The sequence below is a fragment of the Ramlibacter tataouinensis genome, from assembly GCF_027941915.1.
GTDB lineage: Bacteria > Pseudomonadota > Gammaproteobacteria > Burkholderiales > Burkholderiaceae_C > Ramlibacter > Ramlibacter tataouinensis_C.
In genome coordinates this window covers 3,972,529-3,989,635 of record NZ_CP116009.1, presented here as the reverse complement: position 1 = coordinate 3,989,635, position 17,107 = coordinate 3,972,529, and the positions used below count along the sequence as shown (strand labels likewise).

Here is a 17,107-nt window from a genome sequence, read left to right as displayed (position 1 = left end):
CGTTGGATCCCGGTCTGGTGAATGTAGGTTCCGGTCGCCGCGCGGCGCAGGACCCGTCTTTGATGGCATCATTCAAAAAAACTGAACACGAGCCGTGGCCGCCACCCCCCGCGAAGTCCTCACGCCGGATGCGCTGGCGCTCGTCCAGTCCGTGGCGCGCGCCGGCAGCTTCGCCGGGGCCGCCCGCGAGCTGGGCCTGGTGCCCAGCGCGGTCACTTACCGCATCCGCCAGGTCGAGGATGCGCTGGATGCGTTGCTGTTCGATCGCGCGTCGCGCCAGGCGCGGCTGACCGACGCCGGCGCCGAGCTCCTGCGCGAGGGCGAGCGGCTGCTGGGCGAGGTCGATGCGGTCGCCAACCGCGTGCGCCGGGTCGCCACCGGCTGGGAATCGCAACTCACCATTGCGGTCGACGCGGTGATCGCCTGCGGCATCGTGATGGAACTGGCGCAGGCCTTCTTCGAGGTCGCGCCGCACACCCGGCTGCGGCTGCTGGACGAGGCGCTGTCGGGCACGGTGGACGCCCTGGTCACCGGCAGTGCCGACCTGGCCCTGGGCGTGCCGCTGGACCCGGGCACGTTTTCGGGCCTGATGAGCCGCAGCCTGGGCGAGTTGCCGTTCGTGTTTGCGGTCGCCCCGCACCACCCCGTGGCCGCCCTGCCCGAGCCGGTCAGCGACGAACTGCTGGTCAAGCACCGCGCCGTGGCGGTGGCCGACTCGGTGCGGCGCGGCGATGGCCTGACGCTGGGCCTGCTGGCCGGTCAGGACGTGCTGACGGTGCCCACCATGACTGCCAAGCTGGAAGCGCAGGTGCGCGGGCTCGGCGTCGGCTTCCTGCCCGAGCCCATGGCCCGGCCCTTCATCGAGACCGGCCGGCTGGTGCTCAAGCCGGTGCTGCGTCCCGAGCGCAGGGTGCGCCTGAGCTATGCCTGGCGCGACAGCGGCCCGCTGGGCCCGGGGCGCGGCCTGCAGTGGTGGCTCGAACAGCTCGAAAGCCCCGCCACCCGCCTGGCCCTGCTGGAGCGGCACAGCGGGATGCGGGTCGGCTGACCCGGCCGGGCGCCCGCGAAAGCTCTGCCGAGCGACAATCGGCCCGATGCCCGCCCCCCGCCCGCCGACCTCACGCAGCCTCGCAAGCTCCCACTTCGCCGTGATCGGCGCCGGCCTCGCCGGCATTGCGTGCGCACGCACGCTGGCACAGTCGGGCCACCGGGTCACGGTGTTCGAGCAGTCGGGCAGCGTCGGCGGACGCATCGCGACGCGCAAGACGCCCTTCGGCAGCTTCGACTGCGGCGCCCAGTACTTCACCATCCGCGATCCGCGCTTCCAGCAGGCGCTGGAAACCGCGCCGCAGGCTCGGCGACGCTGGAGCGCGACGGCCGTGCGCGTGCTCGATCCGCTCGGGCGCGTGATCGAGGCGCCGCGCCCCGAACCCGAGCCGCACTGGGTGGGGACACCCGAGATGGAAGCGCTGCCGCGCGCCTGGGCCCAGCCGCTGGCGGACGCCGGTGCCGTGCATCTGCTCTCGCGCGTGGACCGCATCGAGCCCGATGCGCTCGATGCGCAGCGCTGGCAATTGCGCACCAGCGGGCCGCAGGACACGGCCCAGGTCTTTCCCGGCTTCGATGCCGTGGTGCTGGCCATCCCGGCGCCGCACGCGGCCACGTTGCTGGAGCGTTCGCGGCTGGCGCCGGTGTTCGTGGAACGCCTGAAGCCGGTGGAGATGGCCCCCTGCTGGACGCTGATGCTGGCCTTCCCGCAGGCGTTGCAGCCCGGCCTGTCCCACCTGGGTCCGCAGTGGAACGCGGCGCGCAGCACGCACCACCGCATCGCCTGGCTGGCGCGCGAATCCTCCAAGCCCGGCCGTGGGCCGGTCGAGCGCTGGACGGTGCAGGCCAGCCCGAACTGGTCGGCCGAGCACCTGGCCGACGACGAGCCGCGTGTCGAGGCCAAGCTGCTCAAGGCCTTTGCCGAGGTGACCGGCATCCGGGCCCAGCCGGCGCACAGCGAAGTGCGGCGCTGGCGCTACGCCCGCACCTTGCAGCCGCTGGGCCGCTCGCACCTGTGGGATCCGCAGGTGCGGCTGGGCCTGTGCGGCGACTGGTGCCTGGGCCAGCGGGTCGAGCACGCCTTCGTCTCCGGGCTGGAGCTCGCGCTGGCGGCCACGGCCTGATCCCCATGCCCGCGCCGTACACCGGCCGCTTCGCCCCCTCGCCCACCGGGCCGCTGCATGCCGGCTCGCTGGTCGCGGCGCTGGCCAGCTGGCTGGATGCGCGGCGGCACGGCGGCCGCTGGCTGGTGCGCATCGAGGACGTGGACACGCCGCGCTGCATCGCGGGTGCGGATCGGGAGATCCTGCGCCAGCTCGCCGCCTGCGGACTGCAGCCCGACGAACCGCCGGTGTGGCAATCGGCGCGCGGCGGGCTCTACCAGGCCGCGCTGGATCGGCTGGTGGCCGCCGGCCAGGCCTATCCCTGCGCCTGCTCGCGCAAGGAGATCGAGCAGGCGCTGGCCGCGCAGGGCCGGCCGCGCCGCCGGGGCGAGGAAGCGCCCTATCCCGGCACCTGCCGCCAGGGCCTGCGCGGCCGCGCGGCGCGGGCCTGGCGCCTGCGCGTGCCCGACGGCACCGTGCACTGGACCGACCGCCGGCTCGGCCCCCAGCAGCAGGACGTGGCGCGCGAGGTCGGCGACTTCGTGCTGCGGCGCGCCGACGGCCTCTGGGCCTACCAGCTCGCCGTGGTGGTGGACGATGCGGACCAGGCCATCACGCACGTCGTGCGCGGCGAGGACCTGGCGGACAACACCGCTCGCCAGCTCGTGCTGCAGCGCGCACTCGGGCTGCCCCACCCGGCCTGGCTGCACACGCCGCTGGTGCGGGGCGCCGACGGCGAGAAGCTGTCCAAGCAGAACGGCGCGCAGCCGCTCGACCTGGCCGACCCGCTGCGTGCGCTCACCGACGCCGCGGGCATGCTGGGACTGCACGCACGAGGCGGCTCGCTTGCCGATGCGCTGCGGGCGTGGACCGCCGAGTGGCCGTTCCTACAATCCACGGGTGACTGAACCCGGCGATTCCGAATCCCCTTCCCGCCGCCCGCCCGAGGGCGTGGCCCATCCCCGCGCCATCCGCAGTTTCGTGCGCCGAGCCGGCCGCGTCACCACCGGCCAGGCGCGTGCCCTGGAGGCGCTCGGCCCGCGCTTCCTGATCCCCTGGCGTGCCGAGCGGCTGGACCTGCGCGAGGCCTTCGGCCGCGACGCGCCCACCGTCTTTGAAATCGGCTTCGGCATGGGCGACGCCACGGCCCACATCGCCGGGCTGATGCCCGACACCAACTTCCTGGGCTGCGAGGTGCACGAACCCGGCGTCGGCGCACTGCTCAAGCACATCGGCGAGCAGGACCTGCAGAACATCCGGATCGTGCCGCACGATGCGGTGGAGGTGCTGGAGCACATGATCGCGCCCGGCTCGCTGGCCGGCGTGCACGTGTTCTTCCCCGACCCCTGGCACAAGCTACGGCACAACAAGCGCCGGCTGATCCAGCCGCCGCTCGCGGCCCGGCTGGCCTCGCGCCTGCAGCCCGGCGGCTACATCCACTGCGCGACCGACTGGGAGCCCTACGCGCAGCAGATGCTGGAGGTGCTGGGGGCGGAGCCGCTGCTGCGCAACACCGCGCAGGGCTTCGCGCCCAAGCCGGATTACCGTCCCCTGACCAAGTTCGAGCGGCGCGGCATGCGACTGGGGCATGGGGTCTGGGACGTGGTGTTCCGGCGCACATGACCGCATGTGCAGCCCGCATGAGCCCGCGGGTGCACACCAATTGCTGACCTGGCCCACCCCGGCGTAAGGTCTCGCCTCATCCGGCGCAGGGGCGCCGGCCACGAGGAGCACGCCCATGGGAACCCGACGCGAATTCATGTGGAGCACGGCAGCGGCGGCCGCCCTGGCCATCGGGCGGCCGGTGTCGGCGGCGCCGGCCCGCGGCGCGGGGCCCCGCAAGATCGTGCTGGGCCAGTCGGTGCCGCTGACCGGCGCCGCCGACCAGATCGGGCTGGCCTTCGCCGGCGGCGCCAAGCTGTTCTTCGACGCCTTCAACGAGGCCAAGAACAACCCGGGCTGGACCTTCGAGCTGCGCCAGATCGACGACGGCTACGACCCCGCCAAGGCATCGGCCAATGCGGCCAAGCTGCTGGCCGACGGCGCCGACCTGCTGTTCGGCTTCGTCGGCACCGGCAGCAGCGAAGCCGGCGCGGCGGTCGCGCGGCAGCAAGGCGCGATCCTGTTCGCGCCCTTCGCCGCCTCCGATGCGCTGCGCGACCGCTCGGCGGGCCACGTGTTCCACGTGCGCCCGAGCCTGGCCGACGAGGCCTTCAAGATGGTGCGCCATTGCGCCACCCTGGGCCAGAACCGCATCGCGGTGCTGGCCGAGGACGACGCCATGGGCCGCGCCGGCCTGGCGGCCGTGCAGCAGGCCATGCAGGAGCTCAAGCTGCCGCCGCTGGTGGGCTCGGCCTTCGTGCCGGTCAACAGCGACAAGGTCGACGCGGCGGTGGCCGCGCTGGGCAAGGTGCAGCCGCAGGCCATCATCCAGGTGTCGCTGTTCAACTCCAGTGCCGCCTTCGTGCGCCGGATGCGCAAGGCCGGCTACGGGGGCGCCTTCATGAACTTCTCGGTGGTCGGCATCGACCCGCTGTTCACCGCCCTGGGCAAGGAGATCAGCGGCGTGGTGGTGTCGCAGGTGGTGCCGTCGCCACGCAGCTCGGCCACGCCGATCGTCAAGGAGTACCTGGCCGTCCTCGACAACTCCGACCAGACCGCATCGTACGAAAGCCTGGAAGGGTTCATCGCCGCCAAGACCCTGGCCGAGGCCGTGCGCCGCGCCGGCAAGGCCGGCGACCGCGCCGCGCTGCACCGCGCCATGTCCGGCATGAGCGACTACGACGTCGGGGGCTTTCGCATCAACCTGCGCGCCGGCGTGCGCGACTCGGTGCGCGCGATCGACCTGGTGACGATCACGGCCGACGGCAAGGTGGTGAGGTAATCCGGGTGACGGCCCCGGGCGCCGCCGCTACCCGAGCTTGCGATCCTCCCGCTTCGCCTCCTCCATCGCTTCCGGCTCCAGTTCTTCCGCCGCGCGGTTGAAGCGCACGAACACGCCCCAGGCCGCCAGCAGGGCCGCGGTGGACAGCAGCAGCGCCGAGGCATGCCAGAGTTCGGCCAGCTGCTCGTGGATGGCCTTGAAGGCCGCGACCAGGCCCTCGATGGCCAGCGCGACCACGACGACGACCAGGAAGCGCGAGAGGAAGCGCCGCACGCGGGTCGGGGCGCTGATCTGGGCGTCGCGGACGATCTCCTCCTCGAACACCGTCTGCGCGATCTGCAAGGCCACCACGGCAGCGGCCAGCAGGCCCAGCGACTCGATCACCACCAGGGCCGAGTTCGGGTTCAAGCCCTCCCCCAGCGCCGCCCACGCAATGCGGACCGCGATGAGCACCAGCACGATCGCCGCCGCCACGAACAGCAGCGCGATCACCCCGTGGATGGCCGAGAAAACCTGGGAGACGATCTTCACGGCATCGTCCCCGGGGTTGCTCCTCAGGCCCGCTCGGCGACCCAGCCGGGCACCGATTGCAGGGCCGCCGGCAGCTTGCTGGCGTCGGTGCCGCCGGCCATCGCCATGTCGGGCTTGCCGCCGCCCTTGCCGCCCACCTGCTGGGCGACGAAGTTGACCAGCTCGCCGGCCTTGACCTGGGCCATGCGGTCGGCCGTGACGCCGGCTGCCAGCTGCACCTTGCCGCCATCGACCGCCGCCAGCACGATCGCCGCCGACTTGAGCTTGTCCTTGAGCTTGTCCAGCGTGTCGCGCAGCGTCCGGGCATCGGCGCCGTTCAGCGTGGCGGCCAGCACCTTGATGCCCTTGACGTCCACCGCCTGGCCGGCCAGCTCGTCGCCCTGCGAGGAAGCCAGCTTGCCCTTGAGCTGGGCCACTTCCTTCTCCAGCGCCCGGACCTGTTCCAGCACCTGGGCGATGCGCGGCTGCAGCTCCGGGACGGGCGCCTTCAGCGCCGCCGCCGCGGCCTGCACGGTGGCCTCGACCTGCTGCAGGTAGTCCAGCGCCTTGGCGCCGGTCACCGCTTCGACGCGGCGGATGCCGGCGGCCACGCCGCCTTCGCTGACGATCTTGAACAGGCCGATGTCGCCGGTGCGCTGCACGTGGGTGCCGCCGCACAGCTCGCGGCTGCTGCCGATGTCCAGCACGCGCACCGTATCGCCGTACTTCTCGCCGAACAGCATCAGGGCGCCGGTGGCCTTGGCCGACTCGATGTCCATCAGCCGCGCCTGGGTCGGCTGGTTCTGCAGGATCTCGGCGTTGACGCGCCGCTCGATCTCGCGCACCTGGTCTTCGTTGACCGGGTGGTTGTGGGTGAAGTCGAAGCGGGTCTTGTCGGCATCGACCAGCGAGCCCTTCTGCTGCACGTGGGCGCCCAGCACTTCACGAAGGGCCTTGTGCATCAGGTGGGTGACGCTGTGGTTGCGCATGGTGGCCTGGCGGCGCGCCACGTCGACCCTGGCCACGACGGCATCGCCGACCTTGAGTGTGCCCTGCCCCAGCGCGCCGTGGTGGCCGTAGACGTCGGCCTTGATCTTCTGGGTGTCCTCCACGCCAAACAGCACGCCTTCGGCCGCCAGCACGCCGCTGTCGCCGACCTGGCCGCCGCTCTCGGCGTAGAAGGGGGTGGTGTCCAGCACGACCACGCCCGGCTCGCCTTCGGCCAGCTGCGGCACCGGCGTGCCGTCCTTGTAGAGCGCCACCACGCGGGCCGGCTCTTCCAGCTTCTCGTAGCCGGTGAACGGGTGGCCGTCGCCGGTGTACTCCAGCGCCCGGTCCATCCGGAACTTGCCGGCGGCGCGGCCGGCCGCCTTCTGCTTGTCCATGGCGGCATCGAAGCCGGCCACGTCCACCGTGACGTCGCGCTCGCGGCAGACATCCTGCGTCAGGTCGAGCGGGAAGCCGTAGGTGTCGTGCAGCTTGAACGCCACGTCGCCGGGCAGCACCTTCCGGTCGCCGGCCAGCGCGGCATCGAGGATCTCCATGCCGTTTTCCAGCGTCTCGAAGAAGCGCTCCTCCTCGGCCTTCAGCACTTCGATGATGCGCTGCTCTTCCGCCTTGAGCCGCGGATAGGCCTCGCCCATCAGCGCCACCAGCTCGGGCACCAGCTTGTGGAAGAAGGGCTGCTTGCGGCCGAGCTTGTAGCCGTGGCGGATGCCGCGCCGGATGATGCGGCGCTGCACGTAGCCGCGGCCCTCGTTGCTGGGGATCACGCCGTCGCTGACCAGGAACGCAGTGGCGCGGATGTGGTCGGCGATCACCCGCAGCGAGGGGTTGGCCTGGTCGCTGCAGCCGGTCTCGCGTGCGGCGGCGGCGATCAGCTTGCCGAACAGGTCGATCTCGTAGTTGCTGTGCACGTGCTGCAGCACGGCGGCCAGCCGCTCCAGGCCCATGCCGGTGTCCACGCAGGGCGCCGGCAACGGCTTGACGCTGCCGTCGGGCTGCATGTCGAACTGCATGAACACGTGGTTCCAGATCTCGATGTAGCGGTCGCCGTCCTCGTCGGGGCTGCCGGGCGGGCCGCCGGCGACTTCCGGGCCGTGGTCGTAGAAGATCTCCGAGCAGGGGCCGCAGGGGCCGGTGTCGGCCATCATCCAGAAGTTGTCCGATGCGTAGCGCGCGCCCTTGTTGTCGCCGATGCGCACCACCCGCTCGGGTGGCAGGCCGATCACCTTCGTCCAGATGTCGTAGGCCTCGTCGTCCTCCTGGTACACCGTGGCCCAGAGGCGCTCCTTCGGCAGCTTGTACACCTCGGTCAGCAGCTCCCAGCCCCACAGCAGCGACTCGCGCTTGAAGTAGTCGCCGAAGCTCCAGTTGCCCAGCATCTCGAAGAAGGTGTGGTGCCGCGCCGTGTAGCCCACGTTCTCCAGGTCGTTGTGCTTGCCGCCGGCGCGCAGGCAGGCCTGCACCGAGGCCGCGCGCACGTAGGGGCGCTTGTCGGTGCCCAGGAACACGTCCTTGAACTGCACCATGCCCGAGTTGGTGAACATGAGCGTGGGGTCGTTGCCCGGCACCAGCGGGCTGGACTCGACCACCGTGTGGCCCTTGCTGGCGAAGAAGTCCAGGAAGGTCTTGCGGATGTCGGCAACGGTGAATCGGGAGGTCATACCAGGCGGCGGAGGAGCAAACCAGTGATTTTATGGGTTGGGCCCTCTTCCCCCGCCGGTCGCCACGGGGAAAGAGCGCCCTCGCCACCGCCCGTGCGCCCCGGGGTCGCCGGCGCAAAATGCCAGCCTGCCATCCGGAGACCCGCCCCATGGACATGAAGACCTCGCCACTGGCGCAACTGAAAGACCCCTCCCTGCTCAAGACCGATGCCCTGGTCGGCGGCCACTGGGTAAAGGGCGCCGCCCGCTTCGACGTGCACGACCCCGCCACCGGCGCCAAGCTGGCCGACGTGGCCAACCTGGGCGCCGCCGAGGCGCAACAGGCGATCGCCGCCGCCGACGCTGCCTGGCCGGCCTGGCGCGGCAAGACTGCCAAGGAACGCAGCGGGCTGATGCGCAAGTGGTTCGACCTGCTGATGGCCCACCAGGAGGACCTCGCCCGGCTGATGACGGCCGAGAACGGCAAGCCGCTGGCCGAGTCGCGCGGGGAAGTGGCCTACGGCGCCAGCTTCGTCGAGTGGTTCGCCGAGGAGGCCAAGCGCGTCAACGGCGAGACCCTGCCGACCTACGACAACAACAAGCGCGTGTCGGTGATCCGCCAGCCCATCGGCGTGTGCGCCGCCATCACCCCCTGGAACTTCCCGCTGGCCATGATCACGCGCAAGGTGGCGCCGGCGCTGGCCGCCGGCTGCACGGTGGTGATCAAGCCGGCCGAGCTGACTCCGCTGACGGCGCTGGCCGCCGCCGAGCTGGCGCTGCGCGCCGGCATCCCGGCCGGCGTGCTGAACCTGGTGACCGCCGACAGCGCCAACAGCATCGCCGTCGGCAAGGTGCTGTGCGCCAGCGACGTGGTGCGCCACCTGAGCTTCACCGGCTCCACCGAAGTCGGGCGCATCCTGATGGCGCAGAGCGCGCCCACCATCAAGAAGCTGAGCCTGGAGCTGGGCGGCAACGCCCCCTTCATCGTGTTCGACGACGCCGACCTCGACTCGGCGGTGGAAGGCGCCATCGCCAGCAAGTACCGCAACGCCGGCCAGACCTGCGTCTGCGCCAACCGGCTGTACGTGCAGGCGGGCGTCTACGACGCCTTCGTCGAGAAGCTGGCCGCCAGGGTCAGGGGCTTCAAGGTCGGCAATGGCTTCGAGGACGGCGTGGTCCAGGGTCCGCTGATCGAGCCCGCCGCGCTGGACAAGGTGCAGAAGCACGTCGAGGACGCACAGGCCAAGGGCGGCCAGGTGGTGGTCGGCGGCAAGCGGCTGCAGGGTCAGTTCTTCGAGCCGACCGTGATCGCCGGCGCTACCGGCGACATGCTGTGCGCCCGGGAGGAAACCTTCGGCCCGGTGGCTCCCGTGTTCAGGTTCGAGACCGAGCAGCAAGCCATAACCGCGGCCAACAACACCGAGTTCGGCCTGGCCAGCTACTTCTACAGCCGTGACGTCGGCCGCATCGTGCGGGTGAGCGAGGCCCTGGAGTACGGCATGGTGGGCATCAACACCGGCATCATCTCGACCGAACACGTGCCCTTCGGCGGCGTCAAGCAGTCGGGGCTGGGCCGTGAAGGCTCCAGCCACGGCATCGATGAGTACGTCGAGATGAAGTACCTTTGCGTGGGCGATGTGCTGAGCTAGGGCCACGCCGCAAACGGCCCGGCCAGCGCGCGGAGTCTCTTCCTACAGCAGGCGCGGACCTGCGCTGACCCGGGCCGGCAGGGGCCGGCCGGAGAGTGTCGTGAACATCCCGTTCCGACAACCTCCGGAGGCTTCCATGCCCACTGCCATCACTGACTGGAGCGCGGCGATGATGACATCGCTGGCCGCTGCCATGGCCATGTTCCTCTCGGCCATCCCCAAGATCATCGGCTTTGCGGTCATCGTCATCGTCGGCTGGCTGATCGCGTCGCTGGTCGAGAAGGGCGTGGCGGCGATCCTGCGCGCCGTGCGCTTCAACGATCTGGCGCGGCGTTCGGGACTGGCCGACTTCGTCGGAAAGATGGGCACCAACACCGACCCGTCCGGAATGATCGGGCTGCTCGCCAAGTGGTTCATCCGGCTGATCGCCCTGGTGGTGGCCTTCGACGCGCTGGGCCTGCCGGCCGTGTCCGAGGTGCTGCAAAGCCTGCTGCTGTGGCTACCGAACGTGGTGGTGGCCCTGGTGGTGCTGGTGATCGGCGGCCTGGCGGCCCGCGCGCTGAGCAACCTGGTGCGCGGCGCGGCCAGCGAAGGCGGGCTGAGCAACCCCAACCTGCTGGCCAAGGTGTCGTCGGCGCTGGTCTGGGCCTTCGCGATCGTGGTGGCTGTCAACCAGATCGGCATCGCCACCGAACTGGTGAACACGTTGTTCATGGCCTTCGTCGGCGCCATCGCGCTGGGCCTGGGCCTGGCCTTCGGCCTGGGCGGACGCGAGACGGCCGGCCAGATCCTCAACCGCTGGTACAGCGCGGCCCAGGAGAAGGGCCCGCAACTGGCGCATGCGGCGGAAGCGGGCAGCCAGATGGCCAGCGAGCGGGTGCAGGGCGCAGGCGGCCCGGTGGGCGGCAGCGGCTCCATGGGCGGCGGTGGCGGCTCCATGGGTGGCGGCTCGCAGGGCGGTGATTACGGCGGCGGCTCGGGGGGCGGCTCGACGGGCGGCGGCTACGGCGGCCCGTCCTCGGGCGGCGGCTACGGATCGTCCGGCGGCGGCTCCTACGAGGGCGGCCGCGCGGGCGGGCCGCAGTACCCTGCCGATGGCGGCCCCCGCACCGGGACCGGTGCGTCCGCGCCGGAAGGCCGGGACCAGATGTACCCGACGCCGTCCTCGCCGCGGCATCCGTCGGAGGGTTGATCCCGACCGGCAAAAGCAAAGCGGGCCCGCGGGCCCGCTTTCTTCGTTGCGGTCAGGCCGCTTGCTTCGCCGGCGCTTCCACGGGCGGCGTGCCCGGCTTGATCGCCTGCGCCACCATCTGCCGCAGCTCCGGCGTGTCGCTGTGGCCGTGCACGGCGACGGCGTGCTGCACGGCGGCGTCCAGCAGTTCCTTTTCGCTGTCGGCAGCGATCGCCACCGTGCAATTCATGTCGCTCGGGATCTCCCGGCAATCGACGTACTGTCTGCCCATGTCGCTCTCCTTTTCGCCCGCTCAGGGGCGTGCCTCGAAAATCAGAACGGCGTCTGCGACGCCCGGCGGAACGCGCTGGAGCCGCCCTGCCTTGCATGAACACATTCAGTTTCGCCTCGTCGATCGCCCACCGCCTGGCTCCCGGGGGCGGCTGCCTATACTGATTTCGCCGGCCGGCATCGTGGCGCGCGGCGCGGCGCGGCTCCATACGACGGAATGCGTATGCGCCGGTCCGGAGGCTGCGTGTCCCACCTCACCCGCAACGACTACTCGACCGCGCTGTCCCTGCTCATCGACCTGGAGCGCGCATCCGGCGAGTTGCCGCGCCTGATGGCTGCGTCGGTCGAGCGCCTGCCGGCGCTGGTGGCCTGTGAAACGGTCCGGCTGGAGACAGGACCCGAGCCTGAGGACGGCACGGCAGCTGCGGGCCAACGCCAGCGTGAAGGCGGCTGGTTCGCGCTGTGCTTGCCGCTCGCGGCAGCAGGCAGCAGGGGCGCCCGGCTGGTCCTGCGCCGCCGCAGCGCCCCTTTCACTCCGCGCGAACGCGAACGTCTTGCCTTGCTGCAGCCCCACCTGGCCTGGCTGTTCGCGCAGGCCCGGCGCCAGGGCAGCCGCGTCCTGCCGCGCATCGCGGCGCAGTCCGAACGGCCGCTTCTGCTGCGCCCGATCCACGCCAGCCGGCTCACTCCGCGCGAGGGCGACGTGATGCGCTGGCTCTCGTGCGGCAAGACCGATGCCGACATCGCGGCGCTGCTGGCGATCAGCCCGCGCACGGTGCACAAGCACCTGGAGCACATCTACGAGAAGCTGGGCGTGGAAACGCGGACGGCGGCGGTGATGGCCGTGCGGCGGGCAGGCGCGACGGCCGAGTCCAGCCGATAGTGCCTGGCCGGAAATGAAAAGGCCGGCGCACAGGCACCGGCCTTTTCTTCGTCAGATGAGCCTCGAGGCCCGGTGCCTCACGGGCCGACTCGACGGAACGTCACTCCCGACTCGATGTCGAAGATGCCGGTCGCAATCTGCGTCGCCGGCACTGTCACGGACGTTCCCGTGCCGGCCTCGCTGTCCCACAAGCCCGCGCAGCCGTTCGTGTCCCTTGCCACCGCAGTGGTGGCGAACGCCCCCGTGCTGGCGTCGTACGTGTAGGTGCCGCGCTCGATGCCGGGTCCACCGCAAGGGGTGCCTGCGTTCTGGTCGTCGCCGACGGGGTCCAGCATCATGTAGGCGCCCGAGGCAAAGAACACGAAGTTCTGCCGGGTCAGGTCCGTGCCGGTCGACGCCAGGGTCCACATCCCGGCGAGCGGGTTCGTGTCGCTCTTGGGGATGCGCACGAACGTCGTGACGGTGCCGTCCGGATCGGTGAAGACCAGCTTGTCGCCGTTGAAGCTGGCGATCTCCTTGCCGGTCAGGCTGGAGAGGCCCCAGTCGCCATTGGTATCCACGCCGGTGCTGACGACCCTCATCTCGCCGGTCACGGGATCCCATGCGATCTTGCCCTCTTCGACGCCCGGGTGTCCGTCACCGACCGGAGCCGCGTTCTCGCCATGCAGGTAGCTGCCGTCCGCAGCGAATCGCAGGACGATCAATTTGGTGTCGGAGGCATGGACCCAGCCGCCAGCCAACTGCGACATGAACTGGGTCCTGAAGTGCTCCAGGGCCGTCTCGGCGGTCACCGGCGTGGAACTGACGCCCGAGCTGGACAACAAGGTGCCCAGCGTGGACGCACTCGCGAAAGTCGCCGGGGCGGCGGTGAGATCCAGCGTCGTCACGCTCGCCGCGGCAGTTCGCGCCGTTTCTGCGATGGTGATGCCGTTGGCCGGGTTCCCGTCCGCATCCAGCGATTGCAGCAACACCAGCAGATTGATCACCTTGTTGGCGGCGCCGGCGCCGCTGCCGGCGAGCTGGATCGGCGTCACGGTACCGGTGGCGGTGACGGTGCCCAGCGAGATGCCGCCGATGCGGAACTCCACCGTTTCACCCTCGTTGTAGTTGTAGTTGCCGTTCGCATCGGTGAACCCGCGGTAGCCGCCGCTGGTGATGTACTCGACGCCGCCGATCGGGCTGTCCGTCAGCACGCCAACGGCAGAGCCGGCAACGGCCGGTACCGCAGTGCCACCACCACCGCCGCCGCCGCACGCAGCCACCAGCGCAGCGGCCGCTGCGGCCATCACGGCCAGTCTTACTGCTCTCATCACACTCATATCGACCCTTTGAAGAATTTCCGAACCATGCGCGCATGCGCGCACTCGCGCCAGGCGTGGGCCTGGCCCGCGCCGATGGCGAGGATGCGGGAAACGCGCAGCCCGCTCCATTCCCCGTTCGGGGGGTGGCGCGCGGCCGGGCGTCAGTTCTGCACGGCGTTGTGCGGCAGGTGCAGCAGCAGCCGCACCAATTCCGGCTGGCGGTTGGTCGCGGTCTTCTGGTAGATCGAGCGCAGCTGCTTGCGCACGGTCTCGTGCTGCGTGCCCTGGATCTCGGCGATGCGCTTGAGCGCAATGCCCTCGGCCAGCAGCGTGGCGATGCGGCATTCCGCCGGGGTCAGGCCGAACACGGCGTACAGCAGGCCGGAATCGATCGGAGGAGCGGACGCCGGGTGGTAGAAGATCAGCATCACCACGGGCCGCAGGCCGAAACTGCCCATCATCTGCTGCGGCGCCAGCATGCTGAAGAAGGCGTACAGCGTCTCGGCGCGCTCGCCGCGCCCCTCCTGCGCGATCAGCAGCGAGCGGAACAGCGACGCGACCGGTCCACCGGCTGCCGGCGCGTCGGCTTGCGCGGACTTGATCGCCTGCTCCATCTCGGCGCAGTGGCGCAGCAGGTCGGCGTGGTGTGGCTGCGGCAGCTGCAGCCGGCCGTCTTCCACCGCCACCAGGCCGGTGGACCGCAGCAGCTCCTGCGCGGCCTCGTTGGTGTGCATCACTTCGCCGCCCGGCGTCATCAGGATCACCGGCTGGCGCAGCTTGTTCACCAGCAGCTGGCCGACCAGCGCCTGGGTGGAGTAGACGAAGTGCTGCAGCCCGATGCGGCAGGCCCGCTGCAGGTGCGGCAGCAGGCGGTCCATGAAGGCGCGCGCCTCGGCCGACAGCGGACCCTGGGCAGCGCTGCTGAGGGTGGAGAAGATGATCGTCGCTTCGGGCGTGTCGACCAGCTTGGTAGCGGTCATGTAGCGGCGGTCGTGGGGGATCAGGAACTCCTGGTAGAACGGATGGCGCGCCACCGTGGATTCGTCCAGGATCTCGTGGCAGTGCGTCCACTCGCCGACGGCGCGCTGCAGGACAACCGGCGCCCGCGGATCCACGAAGCGATAGTGCTGCATGTACGCGAGCTCCCCTTCCACCGGCATGTTGGCGCCGTCGCTGTAGGAGAGGGTTCCGTGGCGCTTGTCGGTGCCCAGCATGTGGATCGACTGCACGCCGAGCGCCTGCTGGAGCGCCTCGTAGAAGCGGCGCCAGTGGCGCGGGCCTTCGGCGGCTTCATAGACCAGGTCGATGAAACGGTGGAAAGACTGCTCGGACAAGTCCATCGGGGAATTGCTCGCTGCGACTGCTAACTGCTACTGCTGCGGGGCGCCGGGGCCCCGCGCCGGAGTGTAGCGACCACCCCCCGAGCGCAGCCAGGTGCGGCCGAGACCGGTGCGCCGGAATTTCCCCCGTAGAATTGCACGTCCCGCGGGCGTCGTTCAATGGCAGGACCTGAGCTTCCCAAGCTCAAGACGTGGGTTCGATTCCCATCGCCCGCTCCATGTCTACTTAAGTCCTCGATCCTCAACAGGATTTTGCGACTCTGACCCCTCTGATACAGCGCGCTCATACAAAGGAGCTGCTGTGCAGGGTATGTTCAGGCGCCCAAGCGGCGTCTACTTCGCCAGGATGGCCGTGCCGCGCCGACTGCGCGAGCGGGTCGGCAAGACCGAGTTGATCCAGTCCACCGGCTGCCGTTGTGCGGCGGTGGCCAAGGTCATCGCGGCAGCGATCCTGGCGAGCTGGCGGCGCAGCCTGCACGACTTCGACTTCGGCACCCAGGTGGACATCCTCCAGCTCCAGGCCGGCTCCCCGCTGCTGCAGGTGGCCCAGTACCTGTCGCTGGCCGAGGCGAGCAGCGCCGCGGGCATCGACGCCGCGAGCCTGCTGCGGGCGGCTGCCGAGGGGCGGCTCGGACTGTTCATCGATCCGGGCCTGCAGGCCGGGTTCTTCTTGCCCCGCTCGGCGTTCGAGTACGACCGGCTCACCGGCATCTATGAGGTCCCGGCCGCCGCGCACGTACCCAATGCTGTGCCGGTCGAACACCCCGGCGTGGTGCAGCTGTACGCCGCGGACGTTGCGGTGATTGCCGGGAAGTTGATCGACGGTCAGGACTGCGAGCTGGTGGCATTTGCCCGCCCCGGCAACCCCAACACTGCCTACTGCCCGACGGGCGGATTGCGGGTCAACCAATCCAACCTGCTGATGCAAAGTGCCCAGGTCGAGACGCTGCGCACCACCCTGGCAGCCGGCATTACCGATGAGCAGATCGAGGCCGCCAAGCAGCGGGCTCGCACGCTGGCGACACCGGCGTCCGCCAGGGGTCATGTGCGCTTGCGCGAAGCGATCGACGCCTACATGGACGAGCGCTCGCGGCGCTGCGCCGCCGACCAAGCAAGGCGGGTCCGCGCCGCCTGCGAGCTGTTGGCCGAGTTGATGGGCAACTTGCCGCTGCAAGAGGTTACCCGCGACGTGCTGCGCCAGTACCGTGACCATCAGCTGCCGCGGGTGCCGGCGCGCGAGAACAAGGTCCGCCTCAGGCACGGCAGCCGCACGGTGAAGGAGTCGATCGGCAAGGTCGCGGGCACCGACTGGCCGACCATCTCGGCGGCGGAAGTGGCCAAGCGGATGCACTGGCTGGCGGGCCTGTTCGAGTGGCTGCATCAGGAAAAATGGATTGCCGACGACCCTGCTGTCGGCCTGGCCGGGGCCATCGCACCGAAGAAGGCATCCGCGGTCAATCGGGCCCGGGACCTGTTCACCCGCGACGAGCTGGCCAAAATCTTCAGCGCCGAGTGGTTCGCCACCGGCAAGGGCAAGCTCACGCGCCAGGGCACCTACCGCGAGTTCCTGCCGTATTACTACTGGCTGCCGCTGCTAGGCCTGTACTACGGCGCTCGGATCAACGAACTTTGCCAGCTGGAGCTGGGCGACATTCGCCAGACGCAGTCGGGCACCTGGTACATCGACATCACCCCCGAGACGAGTGCCGGCGCGCCAGGAGAAGCGCGCAAGCGGATCAAGAACGTCAACTCCGTGCGCCGCGTGCCGATCCACCCGCACCTGATTGATCTTGGCTTGCTTGAGTGGCGGGAAGCACTGGTCCGGGAAGGGCATACGCGACTGTTTCCCGAGTTGCTGCACAACGAGCGCAAGGGCTACAGCGCCGCAGCGGTCAGGTGGTTCTCGGCCTACCTGGGCCGACTGGGGTGGCCGCGCGACGGCAAGAAGGTGTTCCACTCGTTCCGGCACACCTTGGCCAGCGAGTGCCTGAACAAACTTGGCCTGAGCGAGGAGATCACCGCCCAGATCAGCGGTCACGCCCGCGGGTCGTCGGTGCTGATGGAACGCTATCGCAAGGACGTGGCGACCGACGAACTGGCCAAGCAGGTGCGCCGGCTCGATTTCAACCTGCCGAAGATCGTGCGATTCGACATCGAACAGGGTTTGCAGGCGCTGCGCGATGCGCTCAGGAGAAAGAAAGGCCGCACCTGACCGACCGGCAAGGCTGCCGATGCCCTCCCTGACTCGGCCCGGGCCTCCGAGGGGGCCGGCGCCGTCTGCTG

The 17,107-nt window shown here is 70.2% G+C and carries 14 protein-coding genes and 1 tRNA gene; 10 read left to right on the top strand and 5 right to left on the bottom strand.

The genetic code is table 11. The annotated features are described in order from the left end of the window. Nucleotides 1-94: 94 nt before the first annotated feature. The 5 genes from PE066_RS19190 to PE066_RS19170 all read left to right on the top strand — a co-directional run bounded on the left by PE066_RS19190 (nt 95) and on the right by PE066_RS19170 (nt 5,034). Complete coding sequence (locus PE066_RS19190; RefSeq protein ID WP_271234126.1) at nt 95-1,048, top strand: LysR family transcriptional regulator; 954 nt, start codon at nt 95-97, stop codon at nt 1,046-1,048. Nucleotides 1,049-1,094: 46 nt separating this feature from the next. Then, the gene (locus tag PE066_RS19185) at nt 1,095-2,171 is read left to right on the top strand and encodes an NAD(P)/FAD-dependent oxidoreductase (RefSeq protein ID WP_271234125.1); all 1,077 of its coding nucleotides are present in this window, start codon (nt 1,095-1,097) and stop codon (nt 2,169-2,171) included. Between the two features lie 5 nt (nt 2,172-2,176). Beyond that, entirely contained in the window at nt 2,177-3,058 is an 882-nt protein-coding gene (gene gluQRS / locus PE066_RS19180) for a tRNA glutamyl-Q(34) synthetase GluQRS (protein WP_271234124.1), read from the top strand. Next, nucleotides 3,003-3,773 carry a tRNA (guanosine(46)-N7)-methyltransferase TrmB gene (trmB, locus tag PE066_RS19175; RefSeq protein ID WP_440480610.1) on the top strand — a complete coding sequence of 257 codons (771 nt, stop codon included), beginning with the start codon at nt 3,003-3,005 and terminating at the stop codon, nt 3,771-3,773. Before gluQRS ends, trmB begins: the two co-directional genes overlap by 56 nt. 115 nt (nt 3,774-3,888) lie before the next feature. Further along, a complete protein-coding gene (locus tag PE066_RS19170; protein WP_271234122.1) occupies nt 3,889-5,034 on the top strand; it encodes an ABC transporter substrate-binding protein in 1,146 nt (381 codons plus the stop codon). Between the two features lie 27 nt (nt 5,035-5,061). On the opposite strand, the gene PE066_RS19165 is transcribed toward PE066_RS19170, so the two are convergent. Further along, nucleotides 5,062-5,565, bottom strand: a complete 504-nt coding sequence (locus PE066_RS19165; RefSeq protein ID WP_271234121.1) for a hypothetical protein — start codon at nt 5,563-5,565, stop codon at nt 5,062-5,064. A gap of 23 nt (nt 5,566-5,588) precedes the next feature. After that, nucleotides 5,589-8,210: an alanine--tRNA ligase gene (gene alaS, locus PE066_RS19160; protein ID WP_271234120.1), complete on the bottom strand. Its 2,622-nt coding sequence runs from the start codon at nt 8,208-8,210 to the stop codon at nt 5,589-5,591. A 149-nt stretch (nt 8,211-8,359) separates the two neighbouring features. On the opposite strand from alaS, the gene PE066_RS19155 reads away from it, so the two are divergent. Both PE066_RS19155 and PE066_RS19150 read left to right on the top strand, forming a co-directional pair. Next, nucleotides 8,360-9,838: an NAD-dependent succinate-semialdehyde dehydrogenase gene (locus PE066_RS19155; RefSeq protein ID WP_271234119.1), complete on the top strand. Its 1,479-nt coding sequence runs from the start codon at nt 8,360-8,362 to the stop codon at nt 9,836-9,838. Nucleotides 9,839-9,974: 136 nt separating this feature from the next. Next, complete coding sequence (locus PE066_RS19150) at nt 9,975-11,030, top strand: mechanosensitive ion channel family protein (protein WP_271234118.1); 1,056 nt, start codon at nt 9,975-9,977, stop codon at nt 11,028-11,030. Nucleotides 11,031-11,082: 52 nt separating this feature from the next. On the opposite strand, the gene PE066_RS19145 is transcribed toward PE066_RS19150, so the two are convergent. Further along, a complete protein-coding gene (locus PE066_RS19145; RefSeq protein WP_271234117.1) occupies nt 11,083-11,301 on the bottom strand; it encodes a DUF1059 domain-containing protein in 219 nt (72 codons plus the stop codon). 243 nt (nt 11,302-11,544) lie between these two features. Here PE066_RS19145 and PE066_RS21475 point away from each other — a divergent pair, with 243 nt between their 5' ends. Next, nucleotides 11,545-12,183, top strand: a complete 639-nt coding sequence (locus tag PE066_RS21475; RefSeq protein WP_440480548.1) for a response regulator transcription factor — start codon at nt 11,545-11,547, stop codon at nt 12,181-12,183. Between the two features lie 77 nt (nt 12,184-12,260). Here PE066_RS21475 and PE066_RS19135 read toward each other — a convergent pair whose 3' ends face one another. Together PE066_RS19135 and PE066_RS19130 are read right to left on the bottom strand one after the other, a co-directional pair. After that, nucleotides 12,261-13,469, bottom strand: coding sequence for a hypothetical protein (locus tag PE066_RS19135; RefSeq protein WP_271234116.1), 1,209 nt, complete (start codon nt 13,467-13,469; stop codon nt 12,261-12,263). A gap of 176 nt (nt 13,470-13,645) precedes the next feature. Beyond that, complete coding sequence (locus PE066_RS19130; protein ID WP_271234115.1) at nt 13,646-14,824, bottom strand: helix-turn-helix transcriptional regulator; 1,179 nt, start codon at nt 14,822-14,824, stop codon at nt 13,646-13,648. A gap of 145 nt (nt 14,825-14,969) precedes the next feature. Here PE066_RS19130 and PE066_RS19125 point away from each other — a divergent pair. Beyond that, nucleotides 14,970-15,043: transfer RNA gene (locus tag PE066_RS19125), tRNA-Gly, on the top strand. Nucleotides 15,044-15,134: 91 nt separating this feature from the next. Next, nucleotides 15,135-17,036 carry a site-specific integrase gene (locus tag PE066_RS19120; protein ID WP_271236617.1) on the top strand — a complete coding sequence of 634 codons (1,902 nt, stop codon included), beginning with the start codon at nt 15,135-15,137 and terminating at the stop codon, nt 17,034-17,036. Nucleotides 17,037-17,107: the final 71 nt, after the last annotated feature.